Raw genomic sequence first — 20,657 nt, 5'->3', positions numbered from 1 at the left:
AGTTAAGCCTTCCAGCGCCGATGGTACTGCACTGGGGACGGTGTGGGAGAGTAGGTCACCGCCGGACAATTTTTGTCTGTGGGAAAGGGTCGCCCTTTGGGGCGGCCCTTTTCTGCGTTCTGGGGGGATGTTTTCCTCCGCGTGTGGGGGTGTGTTTCCGTGTGGGGGTGGTTCACGCGTCTGGGATAAGGAGCCGGTCGGTGGTGGGTGGCCGGTGGTGGGTTGGTGGTGTGGGGTCATCCGTGGGGGGTGGCCCTTTTCTGCGTTTAGGGGCTGCGTTCGGGGGCTGTGTTCAGCAGTCTGTTTCGGTGTGGTTTCTCTGTGGTGAGGGGTGTGGCCCGGGGGTGGCTTTTGGGGTGGCCCCGGGGTGTGGCTTTGAGGTGTGGCCCTATGGGAGGGGTGGGCTCCTATGGGAGATGAGCGAGCGGGTTGGTTGGGGTGGCTTGGTTGGGGTGTTGAGGGTGGCGACCGGGATTTGGAGTGGGGCTTCACGGTGAGGAGCAGCTCGCCGGTGAAGGGTGAAGTAGGGGGCGTGTTCACGGTGGAGTGTGTGCGCAGGGCAGCTTGCGTTCTCAGGGCGGCGTTTGCGGTGGCGGGCCGGCGGTAGAGGCCGGCGGTGGTGGTGTGTAGGTAGCTGGAGTGTGACGGGCTGGGGGGTAGGGGGCGGGATGGTGAGGCGTAGGGGGCGAGTAGGGGCGAGGTATGGCGAGTTGGTACTGGTGGGGGGTAACGACCGACCGGCAATGGCCGTTCGGCGGCGTTCTGTACGCCTGTCTTCTCTCATCCTCTTCTCTCTCCTCTCCTCGTCACCCCACCTTCTTCTCTGTCGCTCCTTCTTCCGGGTGGCCGGCGAATTTCCTTCCTCGCTCTCCGCCGTGGTGACTCTCTCGGCGGTGGAGGTCGGCGGTTGTCCGGGGGAGGGGTTGGGGGCTTGGAAAGGTTACTGGGTGTGTTTGAGAGTTGTCGGCGGGTGGTCGGCGGGGGTGAGGGTAAGACGGCTACGCTGGGCCAGGACGCTTGGCCAGGGCATCGATGGGGTGGCCGATCGACTCCATGGGCACGGTGGATAACCAGTCGTGAGCGAGGTGTTGGCCGTACAAAAATGGAAAGAGTGTTGGGCGTGTCGCGAGGCGAGCACCAAATCGTCGGTTACCGTCCATTGTGTCGGGACGCGCCGACTGCGGTGAGTTCCTGAGGAGAGGACAAGCCGATGGGGGCAGTGCGCAAGGTGGCAAGCTACCTTGGCCTGGGCGGAATCGATCAGTATGACGAGACCTACGACTACGAGGGCGTCGAGGACGAGGAGTGGATGCCGGCATCCGAGCGGGCCGCCCGCAGGTGGCATGCGGCCGAAGAGCCTGCGCGCATCGTGATGGTGCAGCCGCGGAAGTACAACGACGCGCCGATGATCGGGAAGCACTTCCGGGAGGGGCAGACGGTCATCATGGATGTGACGGGCATGCCCACGGCTGAGGCCACCCGGATGGTGGACTTCGCGGCCGGTCTCGCTTATGGCTGCGAGGGGCGTATCGAGCGCATCGCGGACAAGGTGTTCCTGCTGGCGCCCATCGACGTCGAGGTCTCCACCGCCTGAGCCGGTGCCCGTTGGGCGGCGCCGATTATGGACCGTTACAACGGAGGCGGCAACCCGGGATGACCCGTGGTTGCCGCGGGGGGCGGTGCGCTGCTTCGGGCGTCAGGTGCGCTCGGCAGTTCGGATCCGGCCGGTCCCAGAGGTGGGCCGGTGCAGCGGGTTTCGCAAGTGGGTTGATGCGGCAGTTTTCGCAGGTTGGTCGATATAGCAAGCCTCGGACAGGCCGATACGGCGGGCCTTTGGGCGCCGCCGGCCGCGGGGGCCGCGGCGGGGTCGCCGGCGTCCGATCATCACCTGGGCACCGCCACCGTTTGTCGAATTCCTTGAGGCACCGACAGTTGTGCGACATGTCCCGTGGGAATGACGTCGCGGTGTCCTGTGGGGATGAGGGTGCTCGGCGATCGCCGGGTTGAACAGTTCCCTGGCCGATGAGCGTCAGCACCACAGTTTCCGGCCGATGAGCGACTCGCGTCCAGGCCGGTAGGCGGCGGCTTCATCATGGAGCCCGGCCGCCGCAACGTGCCAGAGAAGACAGGCATCGCCGCCGCACCACGCACCCCCAGGCCGTCAACAGAGGTGAGCCGCCCCTCAACCGGCACCGGTCGCCCGAGTCGGGCCTGGAGCCCGAAGCCCGGAGATGGTGGGGGACGGGGGGCCGGAGCTGATGACAGCCGGGAGGGTCAGGTGGCGCCGGGGTGGTGGTCGGGCGGGTGGGTTAGGCGGCGCGGGGGCCGCGGCGGATCAGGCGGGTGAGGTCGGAGAGGTCTTCGGCGGCCTGCTTAGAGCGTTCCTGGGCTTCGCGGGTGTACTCGTGGAGGGCCCAGACCGCGCCCTCCGCCATCTCGCGCAGCACGCTGACCTGCGAGGAGACGAACTCGGCGTCGGCCTGCTCCTGGATGCGGCGGCGCCACAGCCAGAAGCCGCCGAGGCCGGTGAGGCCCGCCGTCGCGACCGCGAGGAGAACGACGGCGACGAGGGGCGCGCCGAGGACGGCGGCGGTGATGACGCCGGCGAGGCCGGCCGCGGCGGTGGCGAAGGCGGCGTAGGCGCGCCAGGGGCCGGGGCGGCGGGGGACGCCGTCCGAGGTGATCTGGCGTTCGGCGGCGGCGAGGGACTCGGCGTCGGGGCCTTCGGGGTGCAGGGCGATGGGGTGGCCGAGGATCGGCACCGTCACCGTCGCCGGCGGGTCGAGGTGGGTCGCCTCGCACAGTTCCTCGGCCACCGTGCGCACGATGGGCGCGACGACGTGCAGGGCGGACGCGGCGAGGTCCGGATCGGCGCCGGGGCTGAGGTCTTCCAGGAGGTAGCCGGTGAGGGAGCCCATCGGGCCGTCGTCGCGGGTCGCGCCGATCAGGGTGCGCAGGACGGCGAGCGGCTCGTCCTGCGACCAGGCGCTGACCGGGCGGCGGTCGCCGTTGCGCAGCGGCGGCGAGGTGCTCGCGTCGGGGCGGCGGGAGGAGGTGATCTCCTCGCAGCGCTTGCGCAGGCGGGCCAGCCGGGCCGCGGCCTGGGCGGGCCTGGCGAGTTCGGGGATCTCGGCCAACTCGGGGAAGTCGACGAGTGAGCGGGGCACGACGACGGCGGGCTCGCCGGGCACGAGGGAGCCGAGCCAGCGGTCGATGTCGGTGTCCGCGGGTACGGCGACCGCGTCCAGCTTGCGCAGCACGAAGATCTTGCCGGCCGGGCCGTACGCGCCGCGGGCCGCGGCCAGCCACAGCGCGCGCTGGCCGTGGCCCACCGGGCGGTCGGCGGACAGCTCGCCGAAGGCGGTGCCCAGCCACGACGCGTGGATGCGGTCGCCCTGCCCGGCCACCGCGAGGGACAGGCACAGGAACAGGGCGGTGCGCTGCTCGTCGCGCTGCGCCGCCTTGGCCAGCGCCCCGAGCGCGTCCTCGCCCGCCATGAGCGCGACGAGCGCCTCCAGCGCGGGCGGCAGCCAGTAGCCCTCGATGTCGTTGAACTCCATCGGGGCGGTGGGGGCGACGCCGCCCCCGGCGATATGGGCAAGGAGCGCTTCCGCGCTGCGGTGCAGCTCCGTGGCGGCGCCGGGGCCCGCGGTCAGATCCATGCTCAAGACGGAGAACTCCCCGAAGACGTTAGGAGCGTCCGGACATGGGCGACTCCAGCCGATGTCTCATGCCGGACAATCCAATGACCGCGCAAAGCCTAGCCCGAGGTCGATCCAGGTCCACGGAGGCGCGCCCAGAACCGGGCCTTCCGGGAGTGAGCGAGCTTGACCCCAATTGCGGCCGGGCTCGCCCCGGTGACCAGGCCGGATCCCGAGGACCGGGATCCGGCCGGTGGCCGTGTGCGATGAGCTGACATGTGGTCATGTGGCAGAACCCGCTCGGCCGTCACATCCGGTCGGGGACCGGGACGCCGAGCAGGGACAGGCCCGTTTCCAGGACGCGCAGGGTGAGCGCGCACAGCGCCAGCCGGGAGGCGCGGACGTCGTCGGGAACGCCCGCCTTGAGCACCGGGCAGTTCTCGTAGAAGCCGGTGAACGTGCTGGCGGTCTCGAAGAGGTAGGCGCACAGCCGGTGCGGCTCGGCCGATTCGGCGACGCGCTCGACCAGGGTGCCGAAGTCGAGCAGTTGCAGCGCGAGGGCCCGCTCGGCCGGCTCGCCGAGCAGGATGGGGCCGGTCGCGGCGGTGGCGTCGATCCCGGCGTTCCGGAAGATGGACCGGATCCGGGCCGTCGCATACTGCATGTACGGGCCGGTGTTGCCGGTGAAGCCGAGCATCCGGTCGAAGTCGAAGATGTACTCGCTGTCGTGGCTGACCGACAGGTCGGCGTACTTCACCGCGCCCATGCCGACCGCCTGGGCGATCTGCGACCGGGTCGCCCCGTCGTAGTCGCGCTCGGCGATGGCGGCACCCGCCCGGTCGACCGCCTCGGTCAGCAGGTCCACCAGCTTGACCGACGTGCCGGACCGGGTCTTGAAACGGCGGCCGTCGGGCCCGAGCATCATGCCGATCTGGATGTGCTCGGCCGAGACCGTGTCCGGCAGCCAGCCGGCCTGCCGCGCCGCCGCGTACACCATCTGGAAGTGCAGCGCCTGGTCGTTGCCCACGACGTAGAGGATGCGGTCGGCCTTGAGGTCGTGCACCCGGTACCGGATCGCGGCCAGGTCGGTGGTGGCGTAGCCGTACCCGCCGTCGGACTTGCGGATGATCAGCGGGAGGGGGCGGTCGTCGCTGCCGGTGAAGCCGGGCGGGAAGACGCACAGCGCGCCCTCGCTCAGCACCGCCACCCCGGCGGACTCCAGGTCGTCGCAGGTCTTGGCGAGCATCGCGTTGTACATGCTCTCGCCGGCGATGTCGTCGTCGGTGAGCGTGACGCCGAGCATCGTGTAGACCTTGTTGAAGTAGCGGACGGTCGCGTCCATGAAGACGTGCCAGAGCCGCAGGGTCTCCGGGTCGCCGGACTGGAGCGTGGTCACCCGCTCCCTGGCCCGCTGCTTGAAGTCGTCGTCCGCGTCGAACTTCGACCGCGCGGCCTGGTAGAACCCGGTGCCGTCGCCCGCTTCGAGCTGGGCCACCGCGGCCGCCTCGCCGATGTCGAGCAGGTGCTCGATGAGCATGCCGAACGGCGTGCCCCAGTCGCCCAGGTGGTTCTGCCTGATCACCCGGTTGCCGAGGTGCTCCATGACCCGGACCAGCGAGTCGCCCACGATCGTGGTGCGCAGGTGGCCGACGTGCATCTCCTTGGCCGCGTTGGGCGCGGAGTAGTCGATGACGACGGTCTGCGGGGGAGTGCTCACGCCGACGCCGGCCCGCGGATCGGCCAGGATCTGCGCGGCCTGCTCGGTGATCCACGCGTCGCTCAAGGTGATGTTGAGGAAGCCGGGCCCGCTGATCTCGATGGTGCCGGGAAAGTCCTTGAGCTCCTCGGCGATGGCCTGGGCGACCTCCCGCGGCTGGCGTCGCAGTCGCTTGGCCAGGCTCAGCGCCACGTTCGCCTGGAAGTCGGCGAACTGGGAGGGCCGGATCAGCGGGTCTGCGTCGGCGAAGTCCGGACCGAACGCGGCGGCCAGCGCACGCTGGACGCGTTCGGTGAGGACGAACTGCGGGTCGGTCATGCCCCCAGGGTATCGGCTGAGCAGACCCCGGATCGGACAATTACCGCCCACGCCGGGGGACATCCGGCACAGGGGCGGCGGGTGTTCACCACAGGCGGTGCAGGCGGTGGGAGTTGGCGATGCGCTCGCCGATCCTGGCGACGGTCGAGCCCGCCGCGACGCTCGCCGCGAGCGCGCACGCCGCGGCGACCCCCTTGGCCCTGGAGGCGCCGTGCGCGATCACCACCGTGCCGTTGAGCCCGAGCAGTACGGCGCCGCCGTACGCCTCGGGGTCGAGGCGCCGGGCGAGGCGTCGCATCTTCTGCCGTTGCAGCAGGGCGCCGAGGCGGGACAGCCGGCCGGCCTCGATGCTCGACCGCAGCTCGCCGAAGGCGTAGCGGACGGCGCCCTCCATCGTCTTGAGCGCGACGTTGCCGGTGAAGCCGTCGGTGACGACGACGTCCACCACACCGGCGAGCAGGTCGTGCCCTTCGACGTTGCCCTTGAAGTCGAGGCCGGGAGCGGCGCGCAGCAGCTCGTGGGCGCGTTTGACGACCTTGTTGCCCTTCTCCGGTTCGCTGCCGATGGTGAGCAGGCCGACGGTCGGCTGTTCGAGGCCGAGAGCGGTCTCGGCGTAGGCGACGCCCAGGTGGCCGAACTGGAGCAGCATCTCGGGCTTGGTCTCGGCGTTCGCCCCGGCGTCCAGGAGCAGCGTGGGGTGCGGCAGGGTGGGCAGGGCGACGGCGATGGCGGGGCGCAGCACGTTCTGCTGGCCGCGCAGCCGGAGCCGGGCGGTGGCCACGATGCCGGCGGTGGAGCCGGCGGAGACGACGGCCGAGGCGTCGCCGCGCCGTACGAGGTGGCAGGCGACGGCGATGCTGGAACGGGGGCGGCGCAGGCTGGCCAGGGCGCCCTCGTCCATCGCGAGGGCCTCCTCGGCCCGCACGATCGGGATCTCACCGGTGGCGCCGTGCGCGGCCAGCGCCTCGTAGAGCGGGCGGGGCGCGCCGACGAGGACGATCCGCAGGCCGCGATCCCTGACGGCCTCGACGGCCCCTGCGACGATCTCGTGGGGCGCGTGGTCGCCGCCCATCGCGTCCAGCGCGATCGGCGCACCGCCGGAACGGTCGGTGTCTGGCAAGTGTCACCTCGTGCGGAATCAGTCTCACCGCATCGTAGGCAGAATGCAGCCGGGTACTTACTCGCGGGTAGGCCCTTTACTCAGTCGTCGGCGCGCCAGACCACCACCTTGCCGAAGCGCGCCTTGCCGGTGACCCGGATGAGCGGGCCGGATCCGGCGCCGTCGGCACCGCCCGCGACCTGCCGTTTGGCGAACAGCGCTTCGCCTTCGTCGATCACTCTGGCGTCTCGCGGCACTCGGACGATCAGCTTGCCGAAGAGCGCGTCGAGCTCCAGGACGACCTCGCGGCCGGGGAGCACGGCGTCGGACAGATCGACGATGAGCGCGCCGAACGTGGAGCGCAACCGGGTGTGCCGTCCGGCCACCCACCGGCCGCTGCGGATGACCTTGCTGAACACCGCCGCGACGTCCTGCCGCTCGGCGCCGGGTGCCGTCGCCTCGGTGAGCGTGGGAAGGTCGGAGGTGAGGGGGAGCAGTTCGCCGAGGGTGACGGCGGCGTAGGCCGCCTCCAGCCGGTCGGCGTGCTCCACGCTGGTGAGGCGGCCGGTGGCGAGTGCCTCGCCGAGAACGGCCGCCACCTGATCCCGCTCGGCGTCGGAGGCCCGTTGGACCGTTTTCTCCGGCAAAGTAGGGCTCATAGGGCGATTCTACGCCGAGACGCGATATGTCGCGAGATGTGATCATCAGAAGAAACTTGCGCCTCACTGGAACCAAGTCACAGGGATACAACGTCCGGGTATATGGACGGCATAGACGCGCGAACTGATCGGAAGGTTTACGTGGCAGATGACAAAAGGAGGGGAAAGAGCTAGTGACCTTGAAACACAGTGGTAGTCGCGGGTTCCGGGCCTACACCAGCAAGCATCTGGACGATCTGCTGAAGCGGGCCGACCTCGACGACGTGGAGCGGTTGCGCATCCGCGCGGTCGCCACCGTCCTGCCTTTCCGGACGAACGCCTACGTCGTCGACGAGCTCATCGACTGGCCGTCGGCACCGGACGACCCGATCTTCCGTCTGGTGTTCCCGCAGGCCGACATGCTGCCCGCCGACGACGTCAACCGGCTGGCCGACCTGCTGCGCCTTGGAGCCGCCAACTCCGAGATCAACGCCGTCGCGCACGACGTCCGCATGCGGCTGAACCCGCATCCCGCGGGCCAGCTGAGCCTCAACCTGCCGCGCATCGGTCACGAGCCGGTCCCCGGCATGCAGCACAAGTATCCGGAGACCGTGCTGTTCTTCCCCAAGCAGGGGCAGACCTGTCACGCCTACTGCACCTACTGCTTCCGGTGGGCGCAGTTCGTCGGCGAGCCCGATCTGAAGATGGCCTCCGACAACGTCGATCAGCTCGTCTCCTACCTGCGCGCACACCCCGAGGTGACCAGCGTGCTGCTCACCGGCGGCGACCCCATGATCATGGGTGAGCCGGTGCTGCGCCGGTACGTGGAACCGCTGCTGGAGCTGGAGCAGCTGGAGTCCATCCGGATCGGCACCAAGTCGCTGGGCTACTGGCCGCAGCGGTACGTCACCGACCCGGACGCCGACGACACCCTGCGGTTGTTCGAGCAGGTGGTGGGGGCGGGCAAGAACCTCGCCTTCATGGCGCACTTCTCCCACCCGAAGGAGATGGAGGCGCCGGTGGTGGAGACGGCCGTGCGCCGGATCCTCGACACTGGAGCGGTGATCCGCACCCAGGCTCCGCTGATCCGCTCGATCAACGACGCCCCGGGCACGTGGGCGCGCATGTGGAAGCGCCAGCTCGCCCTGGGCATGGTGCCCTACTACATGTTCGTGGAACGGGACACCGGTCCGCAGGACTACTTCGCGGTGCCGCTCGGCCGGGCCTACGAGATCTTCAGGGACGCGTACTCCCAGGTGTCCGGCCTGTGCCGGACGGTCCGGGGGCCCTCCATGTCGGCCACTCCCGGCAAGGTCTGCGTCGACGGGGTGGCCGAGATCGCGGGACAGCGGGTCTTCGTGCTGCACCTCATCCAGGCGCGTGACCCCGCACTGGTGGGGCGGCCGTTCTTCGCCAGGTATGACCCCAAGGCCACCTGGCTGACCGATCTGCGGCCCGCGTTCGCCGACCGGTTCCCGTTCGAGCCGGCGGTGCCGACGGCCCGGCTGTCGGCCTGAGAGGACTTCCGCCGGGTGCGGCCGGCGGAAGGGTAACGCGGGACCGGCGCGCCGGAGGGCTTCCCCCGGTGCGCCGGCCCCGCGCCCACGCGCGGTCAGTTGTCCAGCGGCCTCCGCACCTCACCCAGCGGCGGCAGCCTGGGGTGCCGCACGCCCGTCCGCCGGGCGATCTGGGCCTGCAGCCTGGCCATCTGCCAGTGCAGCTCCAGCAACTGCTCGGCCAGCTCGGCACGGGGAATCTCGGAGGGATCTTCGGCGGCCAGGTGGTCGATCGCGGTCGACAGATCTCGCATCGCGCGCCCCCGCTCCATGACGGCGTCTCCATCGAATTGACGTTCGAATCATAGCGGAGTGCCGGTCGTGGCGTCAGGGGTTCGGCGCGCCGGGCGGGGTGTGTCGGGACGCGCCCTCAGCCGGTCTGGTAGACCGGGGCGATGTAGCCCCTGGCCAGGGTGTTCGCCACGATGTTGAAGCCCACCACGGCGGCCGACGCGTCCGCGTCCACGCCCAGCTTCTCGACGCCGAGCGCGTGCACGGCGAACAGGTAGCGGTGCGGGTGCCCGGGCGGCGGCGCGGCTCCGCCGTACGACTGGAGGCCGTAGTCGTTGCGGCCGTGCACGGCGCCGGCCGGCAGGCCCTTCATCTCGCCGGCCCCGGCGCCCGCCGGAAGCTCGGTCACGTCGGCGGGGATGTCGAACAGCAGCCAGTGCCAGAAGCCGCTGGTGGTGGGGGCGTCGGGGTCGTAGCAGGTGACCGCGAAGCTGCGGGTGCCCTCCGGCGCGCCGGACCAGCGCAGGTGGGGGGACACGTTGAGCCCGGTCATCCCCCACCCGTCGAAGACGTGGGAGTCGGACATGGTGGCGCCGTGGCTGACGTCGTCGCTCTCCACGGTCAGCCCGGGCACCTGGGGCAGGAAGTCATAGGGGATCGGTGGCCGCTGTGACACGGTAGCCTCCGCTGGGATCGTCCAGTTGGTCGTCCCTATCTTGCTCGCCCCAGGAAGGCGTCACAAACACCCCGGTGCGGGGCTGAGCGGGCTCAGGCGCGGTTGTAGGCGGCCAGGACGGTCTGCGGGTCGCCGTCCATCTTGATCTTGCCCTTGTGCAGCCAGATGACGCGGTTGCAGGTCTCCTCGATCACGTCGAGGTTGTGCGCGACGAGGAAGACGGTGCCCGCCTCCGCGCGCATGGCCTGGATGCGCTGCTGGCTCTTGCGCTTGAACTCGCGGTCGCCGGTGGCCAGCGCCTCGTCGATGAGCAGCACGTCGTGCGCCTTCGCGGAGGCGATGGCGAAGCGGAGCCGCGCGCCCATGCCCGAGGAGTACGTGGACATGGGGAACTGGACGAACTCCCCAATACCGGAGAAATCCACGATTTCATCGTATTTCGCCCGGACCTGGCGGGGTGTCATGCCCATCGCGTAGCAGCCGAGCACGATGTTCCGCTCACCGGTCAGCTCGCGCATCAGCGCGGCGTTGACGCCGAGCAGCGACGGCTGGCCGTCGGTGTAGACCGAGCCCTGGTGCGCGGGCAGCAGGCCGGCGATGGCGCGCAGCATGGTGGACTTGCCCGAGCCGTTGCGGCCCACGATGCCGATCGCGTCGCCGTGGTAGGCGACGAAGGACACGCCCTTGATGGCGTGCACCTCGCGCATCTGCGGGCGGCCCTGACGCCGGAGCAGGCGCATCAGGGCGTTGGCCGCGTTGCCCTTCTCGGCGTCGGAGGAGGCGCCGTAGACGCGGTAGACGATGTGCAGGTCGTCGACGATGACCGTGGGCGTGCCCGTAGGGAGGGGCTCCGCCGTGGGACGCGCCTTGCCGTCCTGCTTGGGGACGTTGTTGTCCTCCGCCTTCACCTGCGACAGCTCCTTGGTCAGCTCAGCCACGGCCGTACCTCTCCTCGGCGCGCCAGAAGTACCAGAAGCCGACGAGCAATGCGAACACTGCCCAGAATACGCAAGAACCCCATACCCAATCGCGCGGCGTGTGGCTCGAAATGAGGATATCCCGCATGAACTCGATGTAGGAGGCCGCGGGGTTGAGGTACAGGATGTCGGCCAGCCAGGGCGGCCCGCCCGCGTGCTCGACCTTGACGTCGATGGCGTAGAAGACGCCGGAGGCGTAGAGCCAGGTGCGGGTGATGAAGGGGAGCAGCTGGTTCATGTCCCGCGCGGTGGAGCCGATGCGGGCGAGGACCAGGCTGGCCCCGATGTTGAACATCGTCTGCAGCAGCAGCACGACCGGGATGAAGAGCCACAGCAGGGTGATCGGCTCGCCGGTCAGCAGGACCAGCACCAGGAGCACGACCATCGACACGGCGAGCTGCTGGAGCTCCTGGATCGTGTAGGCCAGCGGCAGCGCGGCCCGGGGGAAATGCAGCGCCCGGATCAGCGACAGGTTGCCCGAGATGGACTTCGCCCCGCTGGAGACCGAACGTTGGGTGAACGAGAAGATGAAGACCCCGGTGAGGAGGAACGCGACATAGTTGTCGGAGTCGTTGCGCGCACCGAGGATCAGGCCGAACATCAGGTAGTAGACGCCGGCGTTGAGGAGCGGGGTCAGCACCTGCCACAGCTGGCCCAGCATGGAACTGGAGTATCTCGACACGTTGCGTGACGTGGCGTACGTCAACACGAAGTGCCGACGCTCCCACAGTTGACGCACGTAGGCGGGCAGACTAGGACGTGCGATGGCACGTCGAAGCCCGTATCGCGAGGCGAGTTCGGCCAGCGGCTCCTTCCCCCGGGAAGGGGTGCCGTCTTTCCGGCCGCCCGCCCGGGCGTCCGCGACCGCGGATTCCGGCTGGCTCATGGCAAGGACTCTATTGGATGCTCGTGGTTGGGATGCCTGGGATGGTCGTCTGTGCGACTGCCGCCGCACGGGAGGTTGGACGTGCCCGAGGAGAGAGCGGTTCCAGGTCTATTGCCGGGTTTTCCGCGCAACACCGCTCTGTCGCTCGCTGCTCCCAGGCGGACACACCGAGGTCAACCGTAGCCCAGAAGCCGGTCAGATGACGCCCATGCCGCGACACCCCGGCAGGCCCGGCGGCCCCCGGACGCCGCGTAACGATGCATGTACGTTCTTGGCTGTTTCTCAGCGTGATAAGGCATTACGCCCTTGCGAGCAGGTATGAGTGTGACGTCACAAGGACACACGTGTGACCGAACTGCAACGCTGCAGAGACTCGCTGGTGAGACGTAGTGAGGGATAGTCGCGATCGACTGGCAGGGCGTCAGCTGAGTTGACCGTGTCAGCCAAATCCGGGGCAACCTGACCCCGTGGGCTGTGCGGGCGATACCGCAGTTCAGCGCCAACGCCCACCTGAGAGGGAGGAAATACCCACAATGCGTGTGACCAAGGGCGCGAAAATTATCGCCGGTACCGCGCTGCTAGCCCTCGCTGTCGCCGCGTGCGGCAGTGGCGGCGACAGCAGCTCGCCGGGCGCCACGGGCGGTGGCGACACCCCCGTCCGCATGGAGATCGGCGAGCCGCAGAAGCTGTTCTATCCGAGCGACACGACGGAAACCGAGGGCTCCGAAGTCCTCGCGGCCATCATGACCCCGCTGGTGAGCTATGACGACAACAAAAAGGTCGTCATGGATCTCGCCGAGTCGATCACCTCGGATGACAACACCGTCTGGACGATCAAGCTCAAGCCGGGTTACACCTGGCACAACGGCGAGCCCGTGATCGCCCAGAACTTCGTCGACGCGTGGAATTTCGCCGCGAATCAGGAGAACGTCCAGTCCGCCAGCTACTTCTTCGGCCGGATCGACGGTTATGCCGACCTGAACCCGGGTGAGGGCAAGACCGTCACCGCCGATGGCATGAAGGGCCTCAAGGTCGTCGACGACAGCACCTTCGAGGTCACGCTCGCGGCGCCCTTCTCGCAGTTCCCGACCATGCTCGGCTACACCGCGTTCTATGCGCTGCCCAAGGCCGCCTTCGACGCGGAGGGCAAGGTCACCGAGGCGTTTGCGAAGAAGCCGATCGGTAACGGCTATTTCCAGTTCACCAAGGACTACGCCAAGGGTACGGACCAGTCGATCGACCTGATCCGTTACGACAAGTACCCCGGCGAGAAGCCGAAGTTCGACAAGCTCCAGTTCAAGATCTACACGGACAACGAGACCGCGTACAACGACGTGGCGGCCGGCAACCTGGACATCATCGACCAGCTCGGCCCGTCCTCGATCTCCCGCGCCAAGGGCGAGCTGGGCGACCGGTACATCGACCAGCCGGACGCGGGCATCGGGTACATCGGCTTCCCGCTGAAGTACAACAAGGACTACGAGAACGTCAAGGTCCGCGAGGCCATCTCGATGGCCATCGACCGGCAGACCATCGCGGACACGGTCTTCTCCGGCACCCGGGCGCCCGCCGACGACTTCATCAACCCGGCGATCGACGGTTACCGCCAGGGCGCGTGCGCGGTGTGCACGTACGACCCGGCCAAGGCCAAGGAGACCTACACCGCGGCGAACGGCCCGAAGACCCTGGAGCTCGGTTACAACAACGACGGCGGCCACAAGGAGTGGATCGAGGCCGTCGCGCTGAACCTGCGCCAGAACCTCGGCATCGAGGTCACGGTCAAGCCGTTCGAGAAGTTCCAGGCGATCCTGGACGAGCTCGACGCCAAGAAGTACGCGGGCATGTTCCGCATGGGCTGGGCGATCGACTACCCGTCCCCGGAGAACTACCTGACGCCGATCTTCTCCACCGCGGCGGCCAAGACCGGCTCGAACTACGCCGGCTACTCCAGCAAGGAGTTCGACGAGCTCCTGGTCAAGGGTGACACCGCGAAGACCCCTGAGGAGAGCATCGCGTTCTACCAGCAGGCGGACGACATCCTGATCAAGGACCTGCCGTATGTCCCGGTTTACTTCTACCGAGTGAACGCGGGCTTCTCGCAGCACGTCAAGGGTGTGAAGATTAACCTGCTCAACCAGGTTGAGTGGACGTCTGTCGAGAAGGTCTGATCAAAGCTCCGGGGCCGGTTGAGAGCCCGGCCCCGGGGCCCGCTTTTGGGGGCAGCCCGCTTGGCACCGCAACCCAGGGTTCCGAGTGGCTGCCCCCAGGCATGTACGGGAGGCTTGTATGGGCCGTTACATCATCAGGCGCCTGATTCAGGCGATCCCAGTGCTGCTGGGATCAACCCTGCTGATTTTCGCCACCGTCTTCGTGCTGCCCGGTGATCCCATCGCGGCACTGGCCGGTGAGAAACGGGCAGATCCAACCATCGTCGCTATTCTACGCGAGCAATATCATCTGAACGATCCATTTTTCGTGCAGTACTGGAACTACATCTCAGGAGTGTTCCAGGGCAACTTCGGGCGGACGTTCGCGAACGTCGAAGTCTCGGAGATCATGGCCGGCAAGTTCCAGGTCACCCTCAACCTCGCCATGACGGCGCTGATCCTGGAAGCGATCATCGGCGTCGGGCTGGGCCTGTGGGCGGCCCTGCGCCGGGGCAAGGCGACGGACAGCGCGATCCTCGCCTCCACCCTGGTGCTCATCTCCATCCCCACGCTGGTCACCGGCTTCGTCCTGCAGCTGATCCTCGGCGTCCAGCTGAAGCAGAGCTTCGGCATCGACTTCTTCCCGGTGGCCGGCATCTCGGAGGGATGGCGGAGTTACCTGGTCCCCGGCTTCGTCCTGGCGGGCACGTCGATCGCCTATCTGACCAGGCTCACCCGCACCAGCCTGGTGGAGACGCTGCGCGCCGACTTCGTGCGCACCGCGGTCGCCAAGGGCATGTCGCGGCGCCGGGTGGTCGGGCGGCACGCGCTGCGCAACGCGCTCATCCCGATGGTCACCTACCTCGGCGCCGACCTCGGCACGCTGATGGGCGGCGCGGTGATCACGGAATCGATCTTCAACATCCCCGGTATCGGGCAGGAACTGTTCAGATCGGTGTACGAACGCCAGCAGCCCGTCGTCGTCGGTATCGTGACGATCCTGGTCCTGGTCTACATCCTCGCCAACCTGATCGTCGATCTGCTCTACGCCGTGCTCGACCCGAGGATCCGCTATGAGTGACATCAGACCCGTCGGCCCGACCCGCGCCGAGACGGAGCAGGACGCCGCCGAGCAGGTGATGACGGTCGGAGTCCCGGAGACGCCGCTGACGGTCGAGCCGGAGCGCAAGCCCGGCAAGCAGGCCCGCCCGGCCAGCCTGTGGAACGACGCCTGGTACGACCTGCGCCGCAGGCCGCTGTTCGTCCTGTCGGCCGTGCTGATCGCCATCCTGCTGGTGATGGCCGTCTTCCCCGGGCTGTTCAGCAGGGTGAACCCGATGGACGCGACGACCTGCGTCCTGTCCAACGCCCGCCAGGCGCCGAGTTCGGTGCACTGGTTCGGCACCGACAACCTCGGCTGCGACGTCTACGCCCGCACCATCTACGGCGCGCGCAACTCGATCGTGGTCGGCGTGAGCACGACGATCGTCACCGCGCTCTTCGGCGGCCTGCTCGGTCTCATCGCCGGCTTCAAGAGCGGCGCGACCGACACCGTGCTGTCCAGGACCACCGAGATCTTCTTCGCCATCCCGCAGATCCTGGGCGCGCTGCTCATCCTGTCGGTGTTCGGCACCGGCAACGTGTGGACGATCATGCTGGCGCTGTCGGTGCTGGCCTGGCCGATGACGTTCCGCATCATGCGGGCCGCGGTCATCACGGCCAAGAACCAGGACTACGTGATCGCCGCGCGGGCGCTCGGCGCGGGTTCCGGGCGGATCATGTTCCGGCACATCCTGCCGAACGCGGTCGCCCCGGTGATCGTCATCGCCACCATCAACCTGGGCGGCTTCATCGCCGCGGAGGCGGCGCTGTCGTTCCTCGGCGTCGGCATCCAGTCCCCCGACATCTCGTGGGGGCTGATGATCGACAGTGCTCGGGACAGGTTCCTGGAGGCGTTCGCGCCGCTGCTGTTCCCCGCGCTCTTCCTGAGCATCACCGTCCTCGCGTTCATCATGCTCGGCGACGCCGTACGTGACGCGCTCGACCCGAAGCTGCGGTAAGGGGGATCCATGAAGAAGACTGCGACCGATGTGTTGCCGGCCGAGGGAGGGCTGGGCAACGATCCGTTGCTCTCGGTGGAGGACCTGCACGTCGAGTTCGCCACCAGGGCCGGCCTGGTCAAGGCGGTCAACGGCGTGAGCTACACGCTGAGCGCCGGCGAGACCCTGGCCGTGCTCGGCGAGTCGGGTTCCGGCAAGTCGGTGACCGCCCAGGCGATCATGGGCATCCTGGACATGCCGCCGGCCAGGATCCCGAAGGGCGCGATCCGCTTCCAGGGGACGGACCTGCTGAAGCTTTCGGAGGAGGCCCGTACCCAGATCCGCGGCCGGCGGATCGCGATGATCTTCCAGGACGCGCTCTCCGCGCTGAACCCGGTGTTCACCGTGGGCTGGCAGATCGGCGAGATGTTCCGGGTGCACCAGGGCATGTCGAAGCGGGACGCGGAGAAGAAGGCCGTCGAGCTGATGGACCGGGTGCGCATCCCGGCCGCCAAGCAGCGCGTGCACGACTTCCCGCACCAGTTCTCCGGCGGCATGCGCCAGCGCATCATGATCGCCATGTCGATCGCCCTCGACCCCGAGGTCCTGATCGCCGACGAGCCGACCACGGCGCTCGACGTGACCGTGCAGGCCCAGATCATGGAGCTGCTCGCCGAGTTGCAGCGCGAGAGCAACATGGGCCTGATCCTCATCACGCACGACCTGGGCGTGGTGGCGGACGTCGCCGACAAGATCGCGGTCATGTACGGCGGGCGGATCGTGGAGAACGCCCCGGTCCACGACATCTACCGGCGTCCGGCGCACCCGTACACCAAGGGGCTGCTGGAGTCCATTCCCCGGGTGGACCTCAAGGGCCAGGATCTCTACGCGATCAAGGGCCTGCCGCCGAACCTGCTGGACATGCCCACCGGCTGCGCCTTCCACCCGCGGTGCCCGTACCGTCAGGACAACTGCGTCACCAGCGTGCCTGAGCTGTACGAGATCGACCCGAACCGCAGCAGCGCCTGCCACTACTGGAGGGAGGTCCTCGATGGCACCGACGAGTGAGGCCATTCTCAAGGTCCGCGATCTGGTCAAGCACTTCCCGCTGACCCAGGGCATCGTCTTCAAGCGGCAGGTCGGCGAGATCAAGGCGGTGGACGGCGTCTCGTTCGACCTGCACAGGGGCGAGACGCTCGGCGTGGTCGGCGAGTCGGGCTGCGGCAAGTCCACGCTGGCCAAGGTGCTGATGGCGCTGGAGAAGCCCACCTCGGGCTCCGTCATGATCAACGGCAAGGACATGGCCAAGGCCAGGGGCGGCGATCTCAAGCGGATGCGCCGCAACGTCCAGATGGTCATGCAGGACCCGTACACGTCGCTCAACCCCCGGATGACGGTGGGCGACATCATCGGCGAGCCGTACGAGATCCACACCGAGGTGGCGCCGAAGGGCGACCGGCGGCGCAAGGTGCAGGAACTGCTCGAAGTGGTGGGTCTCAACCCCGACCACATCAACCGCTACCCGCACCAGTTCTCCGGCGGCCAGCGGCAGCGCATCGGCATCGCGCGCGGCCTCGCGCTCCAGCCGGAGATCATCATCTGCGACGAGCCGGTGTCCGCGCTGGACGTGTCGATCCAGGCCCAGGTGATCAACCTGCTGGAGCGGTTGCAGAACGAGTTCAACCTGGCCTACATCTTCATCGCGCACGACCTGTCGGTGGTGCGTCACATCTCGGACCGGGTCGGGGTCATGTACCTCGGCAAGTTCGTGGAGCTCGGCAAGGACACCGCGATCTACGACCAGCCGGCCCACCCGTACACCCAGGCGCTGCTGTCGGCGGTGCCGGTGCCCGACCCCGAGGGCCGGGAGCAGCGCGAGCGGATCATCCTCCAGGGTGACCCGCCGTCGCCGGCCAACCCCCCGTCCGGCTGCCGGTTCCGCACCCGGTGCTGGAAGGCGCAGGAGATCTGCGCCACGGAGGAGCCCCTGCTGCAGATCCGGCCGGGGACGAGTCACGAGAGCGCCTGCCACTTCGCCGAGGCGCAGGACGTGGTGCACGCGGGCTGACCCGCGCGTCCGGAGACGACGGAAGCCCTCCACAGGCCGGTCATGTGGAGGGCTTCCGTATGTTCGCCGAGGCTTAGAGGCCGCCGACCCCCCCGATTCCCACGCCGCCCAGGCCGCTGTTCCCCAGCGCGCCGCCGCCCAGCGCGCCCCCGAGGGCGCCGCCCAGGGTGCCGCCGAGCAGGTCGCGGACGGGGTCGGCGTTGGCGGGCGCGCCGGCCGTGCTGCCGATCACGGCGAGACCCGCGATGGCGGTGGCGGCGAGAATACGACGGATCATGTGTTCCCCCGATGTTTACCCGGGCTGATGCCTTGGGCGCCCGGAGAGCTTCTGGTGTCATCCGAAGAATCCCAGTGGGCGCGGCGGGGGTTGGCGTCCTTGACTTTTACGGGGCGGCCGATGGGCGAGCCATGACCTTCCCGGCCGGTGCTCGCGGTTCAGGTGGCGCCCTGGCCCGGGGCCCGGTGGGCGCCGCGTACGGCGCGGCGGCGGAGAAGGCGGCGGGTCGCCGGGCCGGTCGCGGCGCCGGCGGCGAGGAGGGCCAGGAGGCCGGCGGCGAGCAGGCGGAAGTCGCCGGGGCGGTGCGCGGGGCCGCCGCCGAAGGAGAGTCCGCCGGCGGCCGCGGCGTCGAGCGCGGTGGGCGGTGCGGGTGCGTCGCCGGGCACCGCCGGGCCGGGGCCGCGCGGCCGGGCCGGGGCCACCGGAGGAGCGGCGGCGTCCTGAGCGTCCTGAGCGTTCTGAGCCAGGTCGGCGGGCCGCGGGGTGGCGCGCGGCCGTGCGGTTCCGCCACGGGCGGGTGCCGCGTGGGAGGGCGGTGCCGGGCGGCGGGTGCCGGGCGCGGGTCCGGGGTCGGGTCCGGGGTAGGGGGCGGGCGCCGCGACGGCGGGGGCGCGCAGCGGGCCGGTGCTGCCGCACCGGACGCGGGAGTGCGCGCACTGGACGCGGGCGGCCTCGCGGAGCGCCAGCACGGCGTTCACGACGCCGTGCCCGTAGCCGGGGTCGTGCCCGGACGCGGGACGCCGTACGGTGCCGCGCTCGATCGCCCGGCGCACCTGGAGGGGCGACAGGTCCGGGTACTCCGCCCGGATGAGCGCCGCGATCCCGGCGACCATGGCCGCGGCCGAACTCGTGCCGTCGCCCAGCACGTAGGACCGTCCGCCGTCGGCGCTGACGATCTGCGTGCCCGGCGCGACCACCGACAGGTAGGACTGCCGGTTGGAGAACGGCGCCACCTGGAACCGGTCGTCCACCGCGCCCACCGCGATCACCCCGGGGTAGGCGGCCGGGAAGTTCTTCCGGTTGGCGGTGTCGCCGTCGTTGCCCGCCGAGGCGACGAGCACCGCGCCCGCGTCCAGCGCGTACTGCACGGCCTCCTCCTCGGCGGCCGAGCCCTCCCAGGCGCCGCTGCCGCCGCCGAGCGACATGCTGATGACGTCGGCCCCGTGGTCGGCGGCGTAGCGGATGCCGCGGGCGAGCGCGTCGGTGCCGCGCCTGCGCACCTCGCGCAGCGGGTCGTCGTTCTCCAGCGTGACCCGGACCGAGAGGATCTCGGCGGCGGGGGCGACGCCGAGGACGCCGCTCAGCCGGTTCCGCCCGTGGCCGCGGCCGGCGACGATGCTGGCCATCGACGTGCCGTGGTGGCCCCAGTGCCGGATCCCGCTCCGGCCGCCGGTGAGGTCGGGGCCCTGGGTCACCGTGCCCGCGAGGTCGGGGTGGCGCGGGTTGACGCCGGTGTCGAGCACCGCGACCAGGACGCCCTCGCCCCGGCTGCGCCGCCACGCGTCGGAGACCCGCAGCGCCCTCAGCGACCACTGCCGGGCCCGGGCCGTGGCGCCGACGTCGTCCGCCAGCGCCGCGGCGCCGCCCCGCGGCCCGCACGCGCACGGCGGCGACACGAACACGGCCGCCCCCAGCACACACCCTCCCACCGCCAGCCGCACCGCCGCTCCCGGCCGTCCCGGCGCCGTCATCGGCTGATGTTCCGGTGCAGCGCGGCGGCGAGGTCGCGGGCCGCGCGGGTCAGCCGGGGGTCGGCCGGCACACCGGGCGCGTACGGCCGGCCGTCGGCGTAGCCGGCGGCGGTGAGCACCACGTAACGGTCGTGACCGGCGGCCAGCGCCCCGGCGACGTACTGCCGCTCGCCGAAGCCCTCGGCGGCGCCGCCGGGGAAGGGGGCGGGGCGCACGGTGGGCGGTCGTTCCCGCATCGGGCCGGTCTCCCGGATGCCCAGCCGGCCGGCCACCGGGGTGGCGGCGGACGGCGCCGAGGCGGACAGCACGGCGATGCCCGCGGTGACGACGTACGTCTGCGTGCTGTCGGTGTAGGTGGCCCGCAGGGTCGTCACGCAGCCCAGCCGGGCGAGGGCGCGGGCCGCCTCGGGCTGGAGCGCGTCCTCGCAGCGCGCCTCCCGGGCCACGCCGGCGAGCAGATACCTGATCCTGGCGCCGGACGGGCTGGTGGCCGGGACGGAGGGCGGGAAGACGCGGGTGGCGGGCCAGCTCCGCCACCGGTCGCCGACCGGTGAGGTGGCGCCGCCGTGCGCGGCGGGCCAGGACGAGGCGAGGATCGCGGCCCAGGCGAGCAGTGCGAGCAGTGCGGCCGGCACGATGAGGAAACGGATGCGGAAGCGTGCTTGGGTCACGAGCGCCTCGCCAACGGCTCGCGGG

General features: G+C 69.7%; 18 protein-coding genes and 1 rRNA gene. 8 read left to right on the top strand and 11 right to left on the bottom strand.

The window, feature by feature from the left end; translation table 11 throughout:
* Both rrf and QSK26_RS39710 read left to right on the top strand, forming a co-directional pair.
* Positions 1–67, top strand: a 5S ribosomal RNA gene (rrf, locus tag QSK26_RS42200); the annotation flags it as partial.
* A gap of 1,143 nt (positions 68–1,210) precedes the next feature.
* Positions 1,211–1,594, top strand: coding sequence for a cell division protein SepF (locus QSK26_RS39710; RefSeq protein ID WP_285780535.1), 384 nt, complete (start codon positions 1,211–1,213; stop codon positions 1,592–1,594).
* Between the two features lie 715 nt (positions 1,595–2,309).
* On the opposite strand, the gene QSK26_RS39705 is transcribed toward QSK26_RS39710, so the two are convergent.
* The 4 genes from QSK26_RS39705 to QSK26_RS39690 all read right to left on the bottom strand — a co-directional run bounded on the left by QSK26_RS39705 (position 2,310) and on the right by QSK26_RS39690 (position 7,434).
* On the bottom strand, positions 2,310–3,662 hold the full coding sequence (locus QSK26_RS39705; protein ID WP_285780537.1) for a hypothetical protein: 1,353 nt from the start codon (positions 3,660–3,662) through the stop codon (positions 2,310–2,312).
* Positions 3,663–3,948: 286 nt separating this feature from the next.
* Positions 3,949–5,676, bottom strand: a complete 1,728-nt coding sequence (gene argS / locus QSK26_RS39700) for an arginine--tRNA ligase (protein WP_285780534.1) — start codon at positions 5,674–5,676, stop codon at positions 3,949–3,951.
* 85 nt (positions 5,677–5,761) lie between these two features.
* Complete coding sequence (plsX, locus tag QSK26_RS39695; RefSeq protein ID WP_285780533.1) at positions 5,762–6,796, bottom strand: phosphate acyltransferase PlsX; 1,035 nt, start codon at positions 6,794–6,796, stop codon at positions 5,762–5,764.
* Positions 6,797–6,876: 80 nt separating this feature from the next.
* Positions 6,877–7,434 carry a DUF1707 SHOCT-like domain-containing protein gene (locus QSK26_RS39690; RefSeq protein ID WP_285780532.1) on the bottom strand — a complete coding sequence of 186 codons (558 nt, stop codon included), beginning with the start codon at positions 7,432–7,434 and terminating at the stop codon, positions 6,877–6,879.
* 173 nt (positions 7,435–7,607) lie between these two features.
* Between QSK26_RS39690 and QSK26_RS39685 the strand changes: the two genes are divergently transcribed.
* On the top strand, positions 7,608–8,930 hold the full coding sequence (locus QSK26_RS39685) for a KamA family radical SAM protein (protein WP_285780531.1): 1,323 nt from the start codon (positions 7,608–7,610) through the stop codon (positions 8,928–8,930).
* Positions 8,931–9,025: 95 nt separating this feature from the next.
* Here the strand turns inward: QSK26_RS39685 and QSK26_RS39680 are convergent, their stop codons facing one another.
* From QSK26_RS39680 to QSK26_RS39665, 4 genes are all read right to left on the bottom strand, one after another.
* Positions 9,026–9,223, bottom strand: a complete 198-nt coding sequence (locus QSK26_RS39680; protein WP_285780530.1) for a hypothetical protein — start codon at positions 9,221–9,223, stop codon at positions 9,026–9,028.
* A gap of 116 nt (positions 9,224–9,339) precedes the next feature.
* Positions 9,340–9,876, bottom strand: a complete 537-nt coding sequence (locus QSK26_RS39675) for a YbhB/YbcL family Raf kinase inhibitor-like protein (protein ID WP_285780529.1) — start codon at positions 9,874–9,876, stop codon at positions 9,340–9,342.
* Positions 9,877–9,968: 92 nt separating this feature from the next.
* Positions 9,969–10,814 carry an ABC transporter ATP-binding protein gene (locus QSK26_RS39670; RefSeq protein WP_285780528.1) on the bottom strand — a complete coding sequence of 282 codons (846 nt, stop codon included), beginning with the start codon at positions 10,812–10,814 and terminating at the stop codon, positions 9,969–9,971.
* Positions 10,807–11,739, bottom strand: coding sequence for an ABC transporter permease (locus QSK26_RS39665; protein WP_285780527.1), 933 nt, complete (start codon positions 11,737–11,739; stop codon positions 10,807–10,809). The genes QSK26_RS39670 and QSK26_RS39665 overlap by 8 nt, the downstream gene beginning before the upstream one ends.
* Positions 11,740–12,272: 533 nt before the next feature.
* Here QSK26_RS39665 and QSK26_RS39660 point away from each other — a divergent pair.
* The 5 genes from QSK26_RS39660 to QSK26_RS39640 all read left to right on the top strand — a co-directional run bounded on the left by QSK26_RS39660 (position 12,273) and on the right by QSK26_RS39640 (position 17,993).
* The gene (locus tag QSK26_RS39660; RefSeq protein WP_285780526.1) at positions 12,273–13,907 is read left to right on the top strand and encodes a peptide ABC transporter substrate-binding protein; all 1,635 of its coding nucleotides are present in this window, start codon (positions 12,273–12,275) and stop codon (positions 13,905–13,907) included.
* A 118-nt stretch (positions 13,908–14,025) separates the two neighbouring features.
* Complete coding sequence (locus QSK26_RS39655) at positions 14,026–14,967, top strand: ABC transporter permease (RefSeq protein WP_285780525.1); 942 nt, start codon at positions 14,026–14,028, stop codon at positions 14,965–14,967.
* Positions 14,960–15,946 (top strand): ABC transporter permease, encoded by a 987-nt coding sequence (locus tag QSK26_RS39650; protein ID WP_285780524.1) that lies wholly within the window; start codon positions 14,960–14,962, stop codon positions 15,944–15,946. The genes QSK26_RS39655 and QSK26_RS39650 overlap by 8 nt, the downstream gene beginning before the upstream one ends.
* A gap of 9 nt (positions 15,947–15,955) precedes the next feature.
* Entirely contained in the window at positions 15,956–16,993 is a 1,038-nt protein-coding gene (locus QSK26_RS39645; RefSeq protein WP_285780523.1) for an ABC transporter ATP-binding protein, read from the top strand.
* A complete protein-coding gene (locus QSK26_RS39640) occupies positions 16,977–17,993 on the top strand; it encodes an ABC transporter ATP-binding protein (protein WP_285780522.1) in 1,017 nt (338 codons plus the stop codon). Before QSK26_RS39645 ends, QSK26_RS39640 begins: the two co-directional genes overlap by 17 nt.
* 73 nt (positions 17,994–18,066) lie before the next feature.
* Here the strand turns inward: QSK26_RS39640 and QSK26_RS39635 are convergent, their stop codons facing one another.
* The 3 genes from QSK26_RS39635 to QSK26_RS39625 all read right to left on the bottom strand — a co-directional run bounded on the left by QSK26_RS39635 (position 18,067) and on the right by QSK26_RS39625 (position 20,632).
* Positions 18,067–18,270 (bottom strand): hypothetical protein, encoded by a 204-nt coding sequence (locus tag QSK26_RS39635; RefSeq protein ID WP_285780521.1) that lies wholly within the window; start codon positions 18,268–18,270, stop codon positions 18,067–18,069.
* A 158-nt stretch (positions 18,271–18,428) separates the two neighbouring features.
* Entirely contained in the window at positions 18,429–19,961 is a 1,533-nt protein-coding gene (locus tag QSK26_RS39630) for a S8 family serine peptidase (RefSeq protein WP_285780520.1), read from the bottom strand.
* Positions 19,958–20,632: a hypothetical protein gene (locus QSK26_RS39625; RefSeq protein ID WP_285780519.1), complete on the bottom strand. Its 675-nt coding sequence runs from the start codon at positions 20,630–20,632 to the stop codon at positions 19,958–19,960. The genes QSK26_RS39630 and QSK26_RS39625 overlap by 4 nt, the downstream gene beginning before the upstream one ends.
* Positions 20,633–20,657 lie beyond the last annotated feature (25 nt).

Origin of the sequence: Microtetraspora sp. NBRC 13810 (assembly GCF_030268685.1) — a bacterium.
Lineage (GTDB): Bacteria > Actinomycetota > Actinomycetes > Streptosporangiales > Streptosporangiaceae > BSRQ01.
This window is presented reverse-complemented; position numbering and strand designations above follow the sequence as displayed.